Annotated in this window: 14 protein-coding genes; 3 read left to right on the plus strand and 11 right to left on the minus strand. The window is 64.8% G+C overall.

The genetic code is table 11. The features are described 5' to 3' along the window. The 4 genes from ABIE32_RS15340 to ABIE32_RS15355 form a co-directional block, all read right to left on the minus strand. Window positions 1–381, minus strand: coding sequence for a hypothetical protein (locus ABIE32_RS15340; RefSeq protein WP_429017442.1), 381 nt, complete (start codon window positions 379–381; stop codon window positions 1–3). An 8-nt stretch (window positions 382–389) separates the two neighbouring features. Further along, the gene (locus tag ABIE32_RS15345; RefSeq protein ID WP_429017520.1) at window positions 390–1,166 is read right to left on the minus strand and encodes a M48 family metallopeptidase; all 777 of its coding nucleotides are present in this window, start codon (window positions 1,164–1,166) and stop codon (window positions 390–392) included. Between the two features lie 132 nt (window positions 1,167–1,298). Continuing rightward, window positions 1,299–2,267, minus strand: a complete 969-nt coding sequence (locus ABIE32_RS15350) for a DMT family transporter (RefSeq protein ID WP_429017443.1) — start codon at window positions 2,265–2,267, stop codon at window positions 1,299–1,301. 137 nt (window positions 2,268–2,404) lie between these two features. Next, window positions 2,405–3,115 carry a helix-turn-helix domain-containing protein gene (locus tag ABIE32_RS15355; RefSeq protein ID WP_429017444.1) on the minus strand — a complete coding sequence of 237 codons (711 nt, stop codon included), beginning with the start codon at window positions 3,113–3,115 and terminating at the stop codon, window positions 2,405–2,407. A 239-nt stretch (window positions 3,116–3,354) separates the two neighbouring features. Here ABIE32_RS15355 and ABIE32_RS15360 point away from each other — a divergent pair, with 239 nt between their 5' ends. From ABIE32_RS15360 to ABIE32_RS15370, 3 genes are all read left to right on the plus strand, one after another. Then, window positions 3,355–4,707, plus strand: coding sequence for an AmpG family muropeptide MFS transporter (locus tag ABIE32_RS15360; protein ID WP_429017445.1), 1,353 nt, complete (start codon window positions 3,355–3,357; stop codon window positions 4,705–4,707). Window positions 4,708–4,826: 119 nt separating this feature from the next. After that, complete coding sequence (locus tag ABIE32_RS15365) at window positions 4,827–5,555, plus strand: response regulator transcription factor (RefSeq protein WP_224152558.1); 729 nt, start codon at window positions 4,827–4,829, stop codon at window positions 5,553–5,555. A gap of 60 nt (window positions 5,556–5,615) precedes the next feature. After that, window positions 5,616–6,875 carry a sensor histidine kinase gene (locus ABIE32_RS15370; protein ID WP_429017446.1) on the plus strand — a complete coding sequence of 420 codons (1,260 nt, stop codon included), beginning with the start codon at window positions 5,616–5,618 and terminating at the stop codon, window positions 6,873–6,875. A 7-nt stretch (window positions 6,876–6,882) separates the two neighbouring features. On the opposite strand, the gene rbsD is transcribed toward ABIE32_RS15370, so the two are convergent. The 7 genes from rbsD to ABIE32_RS15405 form a co-directional block, all read right to left on the minus strand. Continuing rightward, window positions 6,883–7,302 (minus strand): D-ribose pyranase, encoded by a 420-nt coding sequence (gene rbsD / locus ABIE32_RS15375; protein WP_429017447.1) that lies wholly within the window; start codon window positions 7,300–7,302, stop codon window positions 6,883–6,885. Then, window positions 7,299–8,288: a ribokinase gene (locus tag ABIE32_RS15380; RefSeq protein ID WP_429017449.1), complete on the minus strand. Its 990-nt coding sequence runs from the start codon at window positions 8,286–8,288 to the stop codon at window positions 7,299–7,301. Before ABIE32_RS15380 ends, rbsD begins: the two co-directional genes overlap by 4 nt. Beyond that, on the minus strand, window positions 8,285–9,337 hold the full coding sequence (locus tag ABIE32_RS15385) for a LacI family DNA-binding transcriptional regulator (protein ID WP_429017451.1): 1,053 nt from the start codon (window positions 9,335–9,337) through the stop codon (window positions 8,285–8,287). Before ABIE32_RS15385 ends, ABIE32_RS15380 begins: the two co-directional genes overlap by 4 nt. A 10-nt stretch (window positions 9,338–9,347) precedes the next feature. Then, the gene (locus tag ABIE32_RS15390; RefSeq protein ID WP_224152557.1) at window positions 9,348–10,286 is read right to left on the minus strand and encodes an ABC transporter permease; all 939 of its coding nucleotides are present in this window, start codon (window positions 10,284–10,286) and stop codon (window positions 9,348–9,350) included. A gap of 110 nt (window positions 10,287–10,396) precedes the next feature. Continuing rightward, on the minus strand, window positions 10,397–11,971 hold the full coding sequence (locus ABIE32_RS15395) for a sugar ABC transporter ATP-binding protein (protein WP_429017453.1): 1,575 nt from the start codon (window positions 11,969–11,971) through the stop codon (window positions 10,397–10,399). 25 nt (window positions 11,972–11,996) lie between these two features. After that, complete coding sequence (locus ABIE32_RS15400; protein WP_395026440.1) at window positions 11,997–12,947, minus strand: sugar ABC transporter substrate-binding protein; 951 nt, start codon at window positions 12,945–12,947, stop codon at window positions 11,997–11,999. A gap of 250 nt (window positions 12,948–13,197) precedes the next feature. Then, window positions 13,198–14,469, minus strand: a complete 1,272-nt coding sequence (locus ABIE32_RS15405) for a YbfB/YjiJ family MFS transporter (protein WP_429017454.1) — start codon at window positions 14,467–14,469, stop codon at window positions 13,198–13,200. Window positions 14,470–14,522: the final 53 nt, after the last annotated feature.

Raw genomic sequence — 14,522 nt, forward strand, 5'->3', positions numbered from 1 at the left:
TCAGCAGGTCCAATAGATCCTTTTCACCAGATCAACCACCTCGGGCCCGTCGCTGCAACCGCCTACTTCGGTCGCCATACGGTCGCCTGCTCCCTCGCCAATGATCCACTGCCCGGTCGGCCGGTTCCACACCAGCGGGCCCTGCGCGATCACACCCTTGGGAAAAGGCGGGTGCGCCTGCATGTTGATCACCTGGATGGTTTGCTTGCGGATGATGACCAGCACCTTGGCATGCAGCAGGCTGGGCTGCTCGGCAAAGCGGTGTTCAAAGGTGTAGCGCCCCGGCGGCAATGGGGGCTTAGGCTCCTTGGCATGGGCGATTGGCGGCAGCGCCGCTGCAGCAGCCAGCGCCAGCACGGGGGTTGCCGCCGGCCATCGCATGGCGGCTGTCAGCGCTTGCGCGCCTGTTCGTACAGGCCTGCCACCTTGGGCACATTGGCCTGCAGCTTGGCGATACGATCCGGGCCCGTGGGGTGGGTGGACAAAAAGCCGATACCACCGCCGCCGTTGGCCTGGCCCATCTTCTCCCACAGGGTGACAGATGCCTGTGGGTTGTAGCCCGCACGCGCAGCCATCTCCAGCCCCACCAGATCGGCGTCCGATTCATCCGAGCGGCTGAACTTGAGCGTGAGCAGCTTGCCACCCAGGTTGGCGGCGGCCGTGCCCATGTCTCCCAGCCCGAAAATCGCCGCCCCCAGGCGGATGCCCAGATCGGTAGCCTGTGTCTTGGCCAGTTGTTCTCGCGAATGCTCGCGCAGCGCATGCGCCATCTCGTGGCCCATCACCATGGCGATTTCGTCGTCGGTCAGCTGCAGCTGGTCGATCAGGCCGGTGAAGAAAACGATCTTGCCGCCAGGCATGCAAAAAGCGTTGATCTGCTTGCTGCCGATCAGGTTGACCTCCCACTTCCAGCCCTTGGCACGGTCGTTCCATGCCAGCGCCTGCGGAATCAGCCGCTGCGCAATCGTCTGCAGGCGCTGCAACTGCGGATTGCCGGGCTGCGCCAGCGCGCCTTGCTGCCGGGCCTGCGCAAGCAACTCACCATACTGCTGAACAGCAGCCTGCTCCAGCGTCTCGGCAGGCACCAGGTTGCGCATGGCCGATGACTTGCCGACCTCTACCTGCGCCACTACGGGCGTGGCCATGACGAGCATTGCAGCACCCATGGTCAGCCCGTGCAGCAGGCGCTTGGGTTGTTGCAGAGAGGAAAGGAATGCGTTGGTGAGGTGCATGGCCTCCATTATGAAAGCAGGCAAGGAGGCCGTCGAGAGAGAACGCCCTTGCCAATGCCTGCTCCATCAAACGGCAGAAGGCGCAGCCACCGCCATCTCGGCGCGCACCACCACCAACAGGCCCACCAGCACGCCCGCCAACCCCAGCCAGGCCACCAGTGGCTGGTGCTCGCCCACCACCCACACCGCCAGAACGAAAGCGGCAACAGGCTCGATCAAGCTCAGCGCCACCCCAGTGGGCCCAGAGATATGGCGCAAGCCAATCGAAAACAGCATGTGCGCAATGCCCGAGACCACCGCCCCCAGGTAGATGACGACGAGCACGGAGGGCAGACTCCACTGTGGCAGGCCCGCCTGCGCCCAGGCCACGGGAGCTGCGAGCAGCGCGGCGCCCGTGAACACATAGAAGTTCACCACCTTGGGCGCCATGTGGCTCACCAGGCGCTTGTTGATGAGCGCATAGCCTGCATAAGACAACCCCGCCAGCAGACACATCACCAAACCCTGCCACGAAGCACTGCCACCTGCGCCCTTGCCCAGCACCATGGCGGCGCCGCCCGCCACGCTCACCAGCGTACCCAGCCACCAAAGTGCAGACAACGGCGCGCGCAGTACGAGCGCCTGCAACAGGCCCGCCCAGATGGGGCTGCTGCCTATGGCGACCGCCGTGCCCACGCCCACGCCCGCCAGCTGCAGCCCTTCGTAGAAGAACACGCTGTAGCCGCCAATGCCAAGCGATGCCCAGAAAAACCACGACCAGCGCAACCCCGCCGCGCGCGGGCGCAGTACCAGACTGCCCGGCCTGCGCTGCAACGCCCACCACAGGGCCAGCCCCAAAAACACGCTGGCCGCCGCCAGCTGCGCCGCCCCCACCCAGAAAGGCGAAAGGCCTGCAGCGCCCAGATACTGGGCAGTGCCGCTGGTGCCCCACAGCACCCCGGCCAGCGCCACCAGCGCAATGCCTTGCACCGACGAAGATGGCACGCCAGGGCCTGCCTTCAACGAAGAAACAGCCGCAGACGATGAGGGGGACATGGCAGAAGGATTCATGCCGCTATGGTGCGCCTGCAAGCGGCCTGCAAATGTCGAGAAACGCTTGCACCGAATTTTTATATCAAAAATGGCTTCAGCGCCCTTTCAACAAGCGCTATCAGCTATCAAAAAGATAGAAATCATCGGCTTGAAGACGCTTGCCTGCGCAGGCTGCGGCTGCCCACGCCACGGTCGCGCTTGAGCGCATAGGCCAGCGCGCTGGCACTGCTGTAACCGCAGCGCAAGGCGGTGGTCTCCAACGGCTCGCCAGCAGCCAGTGCCCGGCTTGCGACATCCTGGCGCAGATCGCGCAGCCATTGCTGCGGCGTGCGGCCGGTCAACTCCTGCCAGCGCACATGAAAGCGCTGAGCACTCAGGTGCGCGAGCGCCGCAAGCCGCGCCGTTGGCCAGTCAGCCGCCAGATCGGCCTGCACCGCTTTGGTGATGGCCTGCACATCGAGCGCGCGGCGCTGCAGCAGCACGGGTGACTGCAGCACCCAGGCGAGATAGGCTTCGGCCATGGTGCCTTGCGAGGCATGCGTGCCCAGCCATGCTGCCGTGGGCGCAGCAAAGCGGCGCAACTGGGCCAGGCCCGCCTGCACCGGAGCATCCACCACGGCAATCGCACTGCCATGCTGGGCCAGGTAGGCATGCGTGGCCCCGGCGGGAATGACCACACCACTGGCCGTATCCACATAGGCAGCCTTGCCGTCCACCTCCAGCTCCATGCGCCCTGCCAGCGCATACAGCAGCTGCACATGGCCGTGGCTGTGCGCCTGCTGTTCGCCGCTGTAGTGGCGCACAGAGTAATCCGGGGCAAGCAGCGGTAAATGCAGGTGCGGATCCGACATGGCGATGCGGCTGAGAAGAATGCCTATCTTACCCGCCGCGCCCCACAACCAGCGGCCGCCAAAAGCACTGTCCAAACAGCGTATATTGGCAGCAGTCTGCGGCCCCGCACAGCGTTGCGCCGCAATTGATTCAGGTGCGGTGGACGCGAGCCGGGCACATGCGGGGCGTTTTCCCCAGGAAAACGCCCGCAACGCCTTCGGTTTGTCACAATCGCACCACGTTTTGGCACAGCTTATCCATGGCGGATTCCGCAACCTCTACCGACACACCCGCTCGCCGCTCCTGGAGCGAGACATTCCGCGTCTACACCGAGCCAGCCAGCCTGCGCATGCTGGCGCTGGGCTTCAGCGCCGGGCTGCCGTTCCTGCTGGTGATGGGCACCTTGTCGTTCTGGCTGCGCAAGGCCGGTATCGAGCGCGCCACCATCGGTTTCATCAGCTGGGTGGGTCTGGCGTACGCCTTCAAGTGGGTCTGGTCGCCGCTGGTGGATCGCCTGCCCCTGCCCGGCCTGTACCGGCTGCTGGGCCGACGCCGCAGCTGGCTGCTGCTGGCGCAGTGCATGGTGATGGGCGGCATTCTGGGCATGGCCTTCACCGATCCGCAGCAGCACCTGAACACCATGGTGGCTTTTGCCGTTCTGACGGCCTTTGGCTCGGCTACGCAGGATATCGCGCTCGATGCCTACCGCATCGAATCGGCCAGCAGCGACAAGCAGGCTGCGCTGGCAGCCACCTACCAGACGGGTTACCGCATCGCCATGATCTGGGCCGGTGCTGGCGTGCTGTGGCTGGTGGCAGCCTCCCTGCAGTCCGGTGCCGGAGACTACCAGCCGCAGGCCTGGCGCATGGCCTATTGCGTGATGGCAGCTTCGATGGCCGTGGGCGTGCTCACCGTGCTGCTGTCACCCGAGCCGCAGGCCAAGGCCCTGCCTGCCGCGCGCAATGCCCGGGAGTGGCTGCAATCGACCCTGGTGGCACCGTTTGCCGACTTTCTGCAGCGCTACGGATGGCACGCGGCTCTGATCCTCGCGCTGATTGCCGTCTACCGCATCTCGGATGTGGTGATGGGCATCATGGCCAATCCTTTCTATGTGGACATGGGCTATACCGAGGCCGAAGTGGCTTCGGTCAGCAAAGTGTTCGGTGTGATCATGACCCTGGTTGGCGCCTTTGTCGGCGGCATCATCAGCATGCGCATCGGCGTGATGCAGGTGCTGATGCTCGGTGCGGTGTTATCGGCCGCCAGCAACCTGCTGTTTGCCTGGCTCAGCACGCGCGGCCACGATCTGACGGGCCTGATCGTTGTGGTTTCGGCCGACAATCTGGCCGGTGGCATTGCGTCCGCGGCGTTCATCGCCTATCTTTCAAGCCTGACCAACGTGAACTATTCGGCCACGCAGTACGCGCTGTTCAGCTCGATGATGGTGCTGCTGCCAAAATGGATCGCCGGTTTCTCCGGGCTGTATGTCGACCATTTCGGTTATGCGCAGTTTTTCGTCTCGACCGCGCTTCTGGGCTTGCCGGTGCTGGTGCTGGTGTGGCTTGCCTCGCGCGTGCATGCGGTGCACAGCGCACCACCCGAAAACCAGTAGGAGCCACAGAGAGCCGGTTTACCAAACTTTACGGACGGGACAAGCCTGCGCCATGGCGGCGTGCCAGCATGTTCCACTGTTGAAATCCGCGGGCCCGCCCGCCCACCACCATGACTGCGATGCATACCCACCAACTGTTGATGATCGAAGATGACGAGCGCCTGGCCAATATGGTGACCGAGTATCTGAACCAGTCGGGCCTGCAAGTCACGCACATGGCCGATGGCGCCAGCGGCCTCCAGGCACTGCAGGAGCCTGCCAGTGGCCAGCCGGCCGATCTGGTCATCCTCGACCTGATGCTGCCGGATATCGACGGTCTGGAAGTCTGCCGCCGCATCCGCACCTTGAGCAGCCCGGCCGCCCAGGTGCCCATCCTGATGCTGACCGCCAAGGGAGACCCGATGGACCGCGTGATCGGCCTGGAAGTGGGCGCCGACGACTACCTGCCCAAGCCGTTTGAGCCGCGCGAGCTGCTTGCCCGCATCCGCGCCATCCTGCGCCGCCGGGGCGACGGAGGCGCCGCCGCTGCCCAGCCCGCCCAGGTACTGCGCTTTGGCAGCCTGGAGATCGACCGCGATGCACGCACCGTGACCGTGGGCGGCAAACCGGCTGACCTCACCAGCTACCAGTTTGACCTGCTCGTCACCCTGGCCGAACGTGCGGGCCGCGTGCTCTCGCGCGACCAGATCATGGAAGCCGTACGCGGCCGCGAACTCGAAGCCTTTGACCGTTCCATCGACGTGCACATGGGCCGCATCCGGGCAGCCATCGAAGCCGACGCGAAAAACCCGCGCCGCATCCTCACCGTACGAGGCGTGGGCTACGTGTTTGCCAAGCAGCAGGACTAGACTACAGAATCAATAGCAGATAGCGCTCGACCATCGGGCGCCAGAAGCCTTCTCATAGAAATGCAGCTGTACAAGTACTTCGCCGAACGGCTCTACCTCCGCATCTGGCTCACCGTGGTCGGCGGCGTGGCGGTGCTGATTCTGGTGATCGGCTGGGCCTGGCAGGTGGCGGCAGAAAAGAACGCAACCCCCATGCAGCCGCCTGCGCGCGAGCTGTACATCCGGGGGACGGATGGCTCTGTGTTGCTGCACGGCGAAGCCGTGCGCCAGCCGGGCGAGCCGGGCGACAAGGTGCTCTACCTGATCGAGGACGACACGGGCCGCAGCTTCGAGATGGAACTGCAGCGCCGCAGCGATCGGGGCGGCCCGCACCGGCCGCCGCCCAACCTGGGCCCCTGGTGGTTCTGGGTCAAGCCTCCATTCGGTTTTCTGTGGATGCTGGGCCTCATCGGCGTCGTTGTGATCGTGGGGGTGTTCCCCATCATCCGCCGCCTGATGGGGCGGCTGGAGCGCCTGCGCAACGGCGTCAAGCAGTTTGGCGATGGCGATCTGTCGGTGCGCGTTGATGTACGTGGCAACGACGAGGTGGGCGAGCTGGCCCAGCAGTTCAATGCCGCAGCGGCGCGTATCGAAACCCTGGTGCAGTCGCACAAATCACTGCTGGCCAACTCATCGCATGAGCTGCGCAGCCCGCTCACCCGCATCCGCATGGGGGTGGAGTTGATGGGCGACAAGCCTTCGCCCACGTTCAAGCAGGAAATCCAGCGCAACATTGCCGAACTGGACCAGCTGGTGGACGAAATCCTGCTGGCCAGCCGGCTGGATGCACGCGAGGCCGACGTGGGCACGTCCGAACTGATTGACCTGATGGGCCTGTGCGCCGAGGAATGCGCCCGCATCGACGCCGAGCTGGATGTACATGCCGATGCAGACATCGAAGTGCGCGGCATTGCCAAGCTGCTGCGCCGCGCCATTCGCAACCTGCTGGAAAATGCCCGCCGCTATACGCAGGGGCCGATCACCCTCTTCCTGGGCAAACAGGGTGCCTATGCGGAAATACGGGTCGCAGACCGCGGCCCCGGGGTTCCCGAAGACCAGCGCGACCGTATTTTCGAGCCCTTCTACCGCATGCCCGGCGCCAGCGAGCGCCATGGCGGCGTGGGTCTGGGCCTCGCCCTGGTGCGCTCGATTGCCGAGCGGCACGACGGCCATGTGCACTGCGAAGCCCGCGAAGGCGGTGGCGCGGTGTTCGTGCTGCGCCTGCCGCTGGCGCCCATGGCATCGCGGATGCCTGCCAGCGGGCCCGCTACCAAGCTTTAGAACGTGTTTAGAAGACGACGCCCGATACCAGTGCCACGTTGGCATAGGGCGTGAACTCGCCCGTGCGCACCACGGCAACGGCCCGGGCAGTCAAAGCCTTGAAATCTTCGTGCGAGATGGATTGCGGAGCAGCAGGCAGACGGTCGCCCTGGCTGGCATACCAGTCAGGCAACGCACCACTGGCGCCATTGCCATCATTGGCAGACAGGCATTCGCTGGCCACTACGGCGCGCTCCACCTGCAGTTCACTCAGAACGGCAGCAAGCACCTGCTTGACCATTGGCACGCCCTGGCACACTGCCAGATCAATGCGCCGCACGCCGGGCGGCACTGGCAGGCCGGCATCGCCAATCACCAGCACATCGCCATGGCCCATGCCGGCAATGACCTGGGACAGTTCGATATTGAGCAAAGGGCTGCGCTTCATAAGAGACTCCAGCGGGTAGCGCCAGTCAGGGTTTCGACTTCGGCAAAATAGGGAATGGAAGGCTGCGCGCCCGCACGGGTCACACAGATGCTGGCCGCGCGCATGGCCCATTGGGTGGCTTCGTTCAGGCCCAGGCCTCGCGCGAGCTGCACCGTCAGTGCGCCCAGAAAGGTATCCCCCGCAGCCGTGGTATCCACCGCCTGCACCTGCACCGCCTCGTGCCAGTGGGCGACAGCTGGGGTCGCCACCGTGCCGTCATCATCGGCAACAGCCGCATCACACGCCACGGCGCCAAGGGCGCCAAGCGTCACCACCACCTGCGCCACACCCCGGCCCTGCAGCTGGCGCGCAGCGGCAGCGGCGGCCTGGGGCGTATCCACCGGCTGGCCACACAGCTGCGCCGCTTCGCTTTCGTTGACCACCAACAGGTCCACCATCGGCCACCAGCCGTCCGGCAAAGCTTGCATGGGTGATGGGTTGAATGCCGTTCTGCAGCCCGCCTGGCGGGCCAGGTGCAGCGCCTGCTCCACCTCGGCCAGCGGTGTCTCCAGCTGCAGCACCACGTAATCTGCATTCTGCAGCTGCGCCTGCAGGAGCGCCTGCGGCACCCGCAGCAGCTCATTGGCGCCGGGCACCACCACAATCTGGTTCTGCGCCGCATCGTCCACGCTGATGACGGCCACGCCCGTTCCTGCCAGCGCAGTGCGCTGCACATGCTGCACGTCGATATGGTCTGCCACCAGGCCTGCCAGCAGTTGCTCGGCATAGGCATCCTCGCCCACGCACGACAGCAAGGTCACCACCGCGCCCTGGCGCGCACAGCTGACCGCCTGGTTGCCGCCCTTGCCGCCAGGTACCTGCGCGAGCGACTGACCCAGCATGGTTTCTCCCGCGCGCGGCATGTGCGGCACGCGCAGCACCAGGTCCATGTTCAGACTGCCCAGCACCACGATGCGCGGCGCCTGGCTCAAAATCGGTGCGTTCACACCATTCCTCCGCCCAAAGTTTGCATTGCACGATGGCCCGCAGGCTTGCTGCTCGCCCGTTTGACCAGTGCTGGCGCCAGCATCTGCACGGTGGCCGATGACGGCCGCTGCGCCGACTTGCCTGCCTGCATACCCTCCCGCAGCAGCGCCAGCGCCTGTTGCGCCATGGCCTTGACAGGTTGTGCCACCGTGCTGAGCGGCGGCTGCGTGTAGCTGGCCAGTTCGATATCGTCGTAACCCACCACGGCCACGTCCTGCGGCACCTGCAGGCCGTATTCATGCACCGCCCGCAGGGCGCCCATGGCCATCAGGTCGTTGCAGGCCAGCACTGCCGTGGGCCGAGCGCTGGCCGGGCCCTGCAGCAAAGTCTGCATGGCCAGATAGCCGCCGTTGACGCTGAAATCGGCATGCACCAGCAGGTCTGTGCCATGGCCCATCCGCTGCAAGGTCTGGCGCCAGCCCTGCACGCGCTGCGCGCTGGAAAGCAGATGCTCGGGCCCGCCAATGCAGGCAATGCGCTGGTGGCCCAGGCCCAGCAGGTACTCGGTCGCCAGCAAGCCGCCCTGCACATGGTCGGTCTGCACGCAGGGGCGCTCCAGCCCGGCAATTGCGCGGTCGATCAGCACCATCGGAATGGCAGTGTGTGCCAGGTGGCGCGACATGGTCTCATCATCGCTGGTCGAGGCCACGATGAGGCCATCCACCCGCTTTTGCGACAGCACATCCAGGTAGACCTTCTGGCGGTCGGCGTTGTCATCGGTGTTGCACAGCAACAGCGCATAACCCGTTGCAAAGCAGGCGTCTTCCACCGCGCGCACCAATTCGGCGAAATAGGGGTTGGAGTTATTGGGCACCAGCATGCCGATGGTGTGCGTGGCGTTCATCTTGAGGCTGCGTGCCACGGCGCTGGGCACGTATCCCAGGCTTTGCACCGCGTCCAGCACGCGCTCCTGCGTGCTGGGCAATACCGCCCGCGTCTTGTTGAGCACATGCGACACCGTGGTGACCGACACCCCGGCAACGCGCGCTACATCCTTAATGCTTGTCATCACCGCCCGATCATGCGCGGCGCGCCGCACGGCGCTGACGCACGGTATCAATGATTACCGCCACCACGATCACCACGCCGGTGATGATGCGCTTGGCCGGTTCGCTCGCGCCCACCTGGGCCAGGCCGGCTTCAAGCACGGCAATGATGAGCACGCCAAAGAAGGTGGCAATCACCGAGCCGCGGCCGCCCATCAGGCTGGTGCCGCCAATCACCACGGCAGCGATCACCTGCAGCTCCATGCCGGTGCCTGCATTCGGGTCGGCAGCCTCCAGGCGTGCAGACTGCATCAGGCCTGCCAGGCCCGCGAGCAGGCCGGTGAGCGCGAACACGATGATGCGGATCGGGCGCGGGTCGATACCCGCCAGATGCATGGCTTCTTCATTGGTGCCGATACCGATCACGTAGCGGCCGAACACCGTGCGCGTCAGCACGATCTGGCCAAGGACGACAATCGCCAGCGCGATCAGAAAGGCTGCGGAAACCCCATCGACAATGGGCGCGGCCAAGCCGGAGATCGCGTCCCCGACATACTGGGTGCGCGAGTCGGTCACCAGATAGGCGCCACCACGCAACGCCTCCAGCATGCCCAGCGACACGATGAAGCTGGGCAGCCGCCAAGCCACCGACACAGCGCCCGTCACCGCGCCGCACAGCAGGCCGGTGATCAGCCCCAGCAGGCCTGCTGCCCAGGGACCCAGCCCCCACACCAGGATGGCCTGCGCAGCCACTGCCGCCGACAGCGCCAGCACCGATCCCACCGACAGGTCGATGCCCGCCAGGATCAGCACAAAGGTCATACCCACCGCCATTACCGCGAGCGCGGGGATTTCGTTGGCGATGGTGACAAAGGTTTCCTTGCTCCAGAAATACTCGGAGAGAAAGCTGAACAGCGCGATCATGCCGACCAGCACCACCAGCAGGCCCACATAGGTTCCCCAGGCCTGCATGAAGCCTGCGGGCGCAGCCGCCCCAGCGGCTCCGCCTTGCTGCGCGTTGGGTTGTGTTGTCATGGCTTCTCGTCCTCGCCTGCTCTGTCTAGATCAATCAATGCAGCGGCTCACGCCGCCAGGGTTGCGCCGGCGGTGCCGGTATTGCCAAATGCTGCGGCCAGCAGTTGCTGGTCCGTCCACTCGCCACGTTCAAACACGGCCACCAACTGGCCGTTGTGCATCACACCGATGCGGTCGCACATGGCCATCAGCTCCCGCAGATCGCTCGACACCATCAGCACGGCCTTGCCGTCGTCGCACATGCGATCCACCTCGTGGTAGATATCAGCGCGCGCGCCCACATCCACGCCGCGTGTGGGTTCGTCCAGCAGCAGCACATCGCAGGGCTGGTGCAGCCAGCGGGCAAACACCACCTTCTGCTGGTTGCCGCCACTCAAGGTGGAGACGGCCTGCTCCGGCCCGCGCGAACGGATACGCAGCCGCTCGATGAAGTGCTGCGCCACTGCGCTCTCCTGCGTGCGCTGCAGCCAGCCTGCGCGAGCCACCTTGCGCATGCCTGCGAGCGTGGTGTTGGCGCGTATGGATTGCGACAGCAGCAGGCCTTGCGACTTGCGGTCTTCCGTCACCAGCCCGATGCCCGCACGGATGGCATCGACCGGATTGCGCCAGTTGGGCGTGACGCTTGTAGACGTGCGGGCGCCGGCCGCACCCGCTGGCCCGGCATGCACGGTGATCTCGCCTGCATCGGCACGGTCTGCACCAAACAGCAGGCGCGCCAGTTCGGTGCGGCCCGAGCCCACGAGGCCAGCCAGGCCCATGATCTCGCCCGCATACAGCTCAAGGCTCACGCCACGCACCAGTCTGCCGCGCTGCATGTTTCTGGCAGACAGGCGCAGCGCGCCACGCGCACGACGCGGGCGGCCTTCGTTGTCCTGCACGGCGTGGCCCACCATGCGCTCCACCAGCTCATGCTCGTGCACACCGGCCATGGGGCGCACGTCCACCAAGCGGCCATCGCGCAGCACCGCCACACGGTCGGCAATGCGCTGCAGCTCTTCAAGCCGGTGGGACACATAAACCAGCGCCACACCACGCGCCTTGAGCAGGGCAATCTGCTCGAACAGGTGTTCGGTTTCCTTGGGCGTGAGCATGGCGGTGGGCTCGTCGAGCACCAGCACACGCGTGCCGTCCCGCAGGTTGCGGGCAATCTCCACCATCTGCTGCTGGCCGATGCCCAGCTGCGACACCGGTGTGTCCGGGTCGATGCCAGTCATGCCGATCTTGGCCAGTTGTTCCACGGCCAGGTCGCGCATGGCAGCGTGGTCCAGCCAGCCCATATGGTGAGGCAGGCGGCCCAGCAGCAGGTTTTCTGCCACCGACAGGGTCGGTATCAGGCCCAGCTCCTGCATCACCATGCGCACGCCATGGTGCTCGGCATCGCGGCGTGACGCAGGTGCAAAACGCTGGCCATCGAGCTGCATGCTGCCTTGCGACGGATCGGTCAGACCGCACAGGATCTTGGACAAGGTACTCTTGCCTGCCCCGTTCTCGCCGGTCAGCGCCAGCACTTCGCCCGCATGCAGCTCCAGGCTCACGCCCTGCAGCACGGTGGTGCCGGAATAGGCTTTGCCAATGTCTTGCAGGCGCACGCGCGGCGTGCCCGGGTTCTCCATCGCATTCATGGCCGTTGTACCGTTTGCGCAGCGTTTATTTGGTGTCCTTGGTGACCAGCACCACATCGGTCTTCACCTCGGCAGGCATGTCGTTCTGCTTTTTCTTCTCGGCCAGAGCCTTCAGCGCAATCTCGATGCCGAACACGGCCTGCTTGGCGGCAAACTGGTCGGCAGTGGCCAGCACGCGGCCATCCTTGAGCATGGGCTTGATGGCGGCGATGTTGTCGTAACCCACCACATCCACCTTGCCGGTGCGGCCCGAGGCCTTCACGGCTGCAACCACACCCAGCGCCATGCTGTCATTGCCGGCCAGAATGGCCTTGAGGTCGGGGTTTTCGCGCAGCATGCCGGCTGCCACGGTGTTGCCCTTGTCGATTTCCCATTGGCCGGACTGCACGCTCACCACATTGATGCCAGCGGCCTTCATCGCATCTTGAAAGCCCAGAGTGCGCTGCTGTGCATTGAAGGTGGTCGACACGCCTTCCACAATGCCCACCTTGTCGCCGGATTTGAGCTGCTTGCCCAGGAAATCGCCCACCAGCTTGGCGCCTGCACGGTTGTCGGGGCCGACAAAGGGCACGCTCAGGTCCTTGCTCTTCAAGGCATCGGCATCCAGCTTGTTGTCAATGTTGATCACCAGCACGCCCTTGTCGGCGGCGGCCTTGAGCGTGGGCACCAGCGCCTTGGAGTCGGCCGGTGCAATCACGATGGCATTGACACGCTGGGCCACCATCTGCTCGACCATCTTGATCTGGGCTGCCGTGTCGGTCTCGTCCTTGATGCCGTTGGCCAGCAGGGTGTATTCGGAAGCATGCGCCTTCTGGTGCGCCTTGGCGCCATCTTCCATGGTGCGGAAGAATTCATTGGCCAGCGACTTCATCACCAGCGCCACCTTGGGCTTGTCAGCCGCAGCAGCGTTGTGGGAGAAACCAGCCACGGCAGCCAGGGCCAGCGCGGCAGTCAGGGTACGGCGGGAAAAGCGCATGAGAGTCTCCAGAAAATAGGTATGCAAATGCGGCTCTGCAAAAATACAACCATGGCAGTTACCGCAAGAAGCCGCATGTTTGCATGACGCAAACGTTTGCGCACCGGAGTTTACCCCAAGGTTACACCCCGGTTACCAAAATCCACCGACTCTGTTTTTGATAGCTGCCAGCGCTTGTCAGTGAAGTGCGGACAGCATATTTCTCCGCCGAGACAAAGCCGCGAGGCGCGTGGAATTGCCCGGACTGCCGTCACACGCTGCGCTGCGGATGGCACGCCATCATCCAGGCATACAGCAGCATGCCCAGCACCAGCGCACCTGCGGCCACCGCCAGCCCGTAGGCAAAGCCGGTCTGGGTATTGGCGGTGTGGGCGAGCATGTAGGCCACCATGGGCGGGCCCAGGATCTGCCCCAGGCCATAGGCGGCGGTGAGCAAGCCTGGAAAGCTGCTGATGGCAGCGGGCCATATGCGCCGTGCCTCCTGCAGTGCAAAGAAGGTAATGGTGGTGAACGGCAGCCCCAGCAAGAGGCTGCCCAGTGCAAAACCCACGGGCGTGGGCCAGACAAAGCTGATGACAATCGACAGCGCCTGGATGCCATAGCCTGCCATCAGCAGCTTGCGCCTGTCCCACTGCATGGGCACATGGGTCGACAGGTAGGCACCCAGTGCCACGCCACCGCCAAACATGGGCCAGAACAGATCGGGCCAGACGGAGCCTTGCGGCAATGCGCCGCGGGCAATCACCGGCAGATACGTCGCGGTAACGATATAGCCCAGCCCGGCAAAGCTGTAGGCTGCGGTGAGCAGGGCTCGGTCGAGCGGCCCTTCCGCTGCAGGCACCACTGCTGCACCCGGCTGGGCGGCGGGCAGCGGCGCAAGCGCACCCTGCACCACAGGTAGTACGAGCAGCCAGAAGATCCCTGCCAGCAGCGCAAACACCAGCCAGCCGCTGACCGCATGCCAGCCTGCCGTCACCATGCCGCTGGTGGCCAGGCCCGTCACCAGAATGCCAAGGCCCGGCCCGCAGAACACCAGCCCGCCCAGCGCAGGCCTGCCCAGATGCGCCAGCTGCGACATGCACCACAAGGTGATGTTGAGGAACACCACGGCACTTGCCACACCCGATACAAACCGCAGACTGGCCCAGGCGACAGGCCATTGCAGCGCCATGGCAGCCGTCAGCACTGCGGTGAAAAACAGCCACCAGCGCACCATCCGCGCCGGGTGCCAGCGCTGCACCACACCCCTGGCCACCCAGGGCAGTGCCATGCACACGAGCGAGCCGACAAAGTAGCCGATATAGTTGCTCATCGCCAGCCAGCTGCCCTGGGCCAGGGTGACAGTGCCATCGTGCAGCATCATCGGCAGCAGCGGCGTGAAGGCAAAACGCCCGATGCCCATGGCCGATGCCATGGCAATCATGCCGGCAATGGCCACCAGCCAGGGCCGCTGACTCAGGGCGGAAGCAGTGGATACCGATGCCGAAGACACGGCAGAAGATGCGGGTGCAGAGATGGACATGGCTCTATCTATCTTTTTTTGAGATTAAATGATAAATTACCATTCCATAAAAA

The organism is Comamonas sp. 4034 (genome assembly GCF_050434545.1).
GTDB classification, from domain to species: domain Bacteria; phylum Pseudomonadota; class Gammaproteobacteria; order Burkholderiales; family Burkholderiaceae_C; genus Comamonas; species Comamonas odontotermitis.

Coding starts and splice junctions, on each gene's coding strand:
- ABIE32_RS15340 (WP_429017442.1), bottom strand. CDS start 381: ATGCGATGGCCGGCGGCAACCCCCGTGCTGGCGCTGGCTGCTGCAGCG.
- ABIE32_RS15345 (WP_429017520.1), bottom strand. CDS start 1,166: ATGGGTGCTGCAATGCTCGTCATGGCCACGCCCGTAGTGGCGCAGGTA.
- ABIE32_RS15350 (WP_429017443.1), bottom strand. CDS start 2,267: ATGTCCCCCTCATCGTCTGCGGCTGTTTCTTCGTTGAAGGCAGGCCCT.
- ABIE32_RS15355 (WP_429017444.1), bottom strand. CDS start 3,115: ATGTCGGATCCGCACCTGCATTTACCGCTGCTTGCCCCGGATTACTCT.
- ABIE32_RS15360 (WP_429017445.1), top strand. CDS start 3,355: ATGGCGGATTCCGCAACCTCTACCGACACACCCGCTCGCCGCTCCTGG.
- ABIE32_RS15365 (WP_224152558.1), top strand. CDS start 4,827: ATGCATACCCACCAACTGTTGATGATCGAAGATGACGAGCGCCTGGCC.
- ABIE32_RS15370 (WP_429017446.1), top strand. CDS start 5,616: ATGCAGCTGTACAAGTACTTCGCCGAACGGCTCTACCTCCGCATCTGG.
- rbsD (WP_429017447.1), bottom strand. CDS start 7,302: ATGAAGCGCAGCCCTTTGCTCAATATCGAACTGTCCCAGGTCATTGCC.
- ABIE32_RS15385 (WP_429017451.1), bottom strand. CDS start 9,337: ATGACAAGCATTAAGGATGTAGCGCGCGTTGCCGGGGTGTCGGTCACC.
- ABIE32_RS15390 (WP_224152557.1), bottom strand. CDS start 10,286: ATGCAGGCCTGGGGAACCTATGTGGGCCTGCTGGTGGTGCTGGTCGGC.
- ABIE32_RS15395 (WP_429017453.1), bottom strand. CDS start 11,971: ATGAATGCGATGGAGAACCCGGGCACGCCGCGCGTGCGCCTGCAAGAC.
- ABIE32_RS15400 (WP_395026440.1), bottom strand. CDS start 12,947: ATGCGCTTTTCCCGCCGTACCCTGACTGCCGCGCTGGCCCTGGCTGCC.
- ABIE32_RS15405 (WP_429017454.1), bottom strand. CDS start 14,469: ATGTCCATCTCTGCACCCGCATCTTCTGCCGTGTCTTCGGCATCGGTA.